Below are 1,220 nucleotides of genomic sequence, written 5' to 3' on the forward strand. Positions count from 1 at the left end.
GGAGGCCGCGTGGGCGGCCCTCGCCGCGTCGTGGCGGGTGGCCGCCGACTCCGGAGCGCCGGTCGCCGCGGCTCTGGCCGAACTGGCCGAGTCGATGCGCGAGTCGGGTCGGGCCCGTCGCGACATCGACGTGGCGCTGGCCGGTCCCGCGGCCACCGGCCGGGTCGTCGGGGCGCTCCCGCTCGTCGGCCTCGGCTTCGGCTCCCTGCTCGGCTTCGACGTGGTCGGCGTGCTCCTGGGCACGGCGCCGGGGCTCGTCTGCCTGGGAGCCGGGGCGGGACTGATGGTCCTCGCGCAGCTCTGGACGCGCCGGCTCGTCCGCGGGGCCGATCACGGTGACGCGGCTCCGGGCCTCGCGCTGGATCTGCTCGCGGTCGCCCTCGCGGGCGGGGGTGCGATCGACCGGGCGCGAGCGCAGGTCCTCGCGGCGCTCGCCGAGTGCGGTCTCGCCTCCGATGCCCGGGCGCTCGAGGGGGCCGACGCGATCCTCGCGCTGTCCAGTGGTGCGGGGGTGCCGGCCGGTCGTCTGCTGCGCAGCGAGGCGACGCTCGTGCGCCTGCGCGCGGCGGGTCTGGCCCGGGAGCGGGCGGCCAGGCTGGGAGTGATGCTGATGCTGCCGCTGGGGGTCTGCGTGCTGCCGGCGTTCCTCCTCCTGGGCGTGGCTCCGATGATCGTGTCGGTGCTGCTGTCGACGTTCGCGGCGACGTCGTGACGGTGCTCCTCCCCACCCGCGGTCCGGGCGGACTCTGCACGGATCGCGCAGGGGCCGCCCGCGGTGCCGGGGCGGCTCGGCGATGCTCGTCGCGGGGCACGGCACAGGGGGCGGGACGGAGCAGCGGAGATGAACGGGTACGACGGACGAGGCGTGCGGCGCGGGACGACGGCGGGGTGGAGCGGCTGGGGAGCGCGACTGGCCGACGAGGAGGGATCGGCGACCGCGGAGTACGCGATCGCGACGATGGCCGCGGTCGGCTTCGCGGGGCTGCTGGTCGTGATCCTCAAGGGCGACGAGGTCAGGGGCATCCTGACCGACCTGGTCACCCGCGCGCTGACGTCCGGCGGGTGAGCGGCGCCCGGCGGCGCCTCGCGTCGCGCGCCGCGCAGGAGGAGGGCTCGGCGAGCGCGGAGCTCGCCGTCGTCCTGCCCGCGGTGGTCGTCGTGCTCGCGCTCTGCCTGGGCTCGGTCGCCGCCTCCGCCCAGTACGTGCGGCTCGTCGATGC

Annotated in this window: 2 protein-coding genes; both read left to right on the plus strand. The window is 77.1% G+C overall.

Features of this window, described 5'->3' with window-relative positions:
• Positions 1-712, plus strand: a 712-nt coding sequence (locus NB037_RS19265; RefSeq protein WP_251948670.1) for a type II secretion system F family protein, incomplete at its 5' end; no start/stop codon positions are given.
• 129 nt (positions 713-841) lie between these two features.
• Positions 842-1,066 (plus strand): DUF4244 domain-containing protein, encoded by a 225-nt coding sequence (locus tag NB037_RS19270; protein WP_251948673.1) that lies wholly within the window; start codon positions 842-844, stop codon positions 1,064-1,066.
• The last annotated feature ends 154 nt before the right edge of the window (positions 1,067-1,220 follow it).

Origin of the sequence: Rathayibacter rubneri (assembly GCF_023743255.1) — a bacterium.
GTDB classification, from domain to species: domain Bacteria; phylum Actinomycetota; class Actinomycetes; order Actinomycetales; family Microbacteriaceae; genus Rathayibacter; species Rathayibacter rubneri.

Excerpts from the sequence above, each read along its gene's own strand:
- NB037_RS19270 (WP_251948673.1), top strand. The coding sequence starts at position 842 with ATGAACGGGTACGACGGACGAGGCGTGCGGCGCGGGACGACGGCGGGG.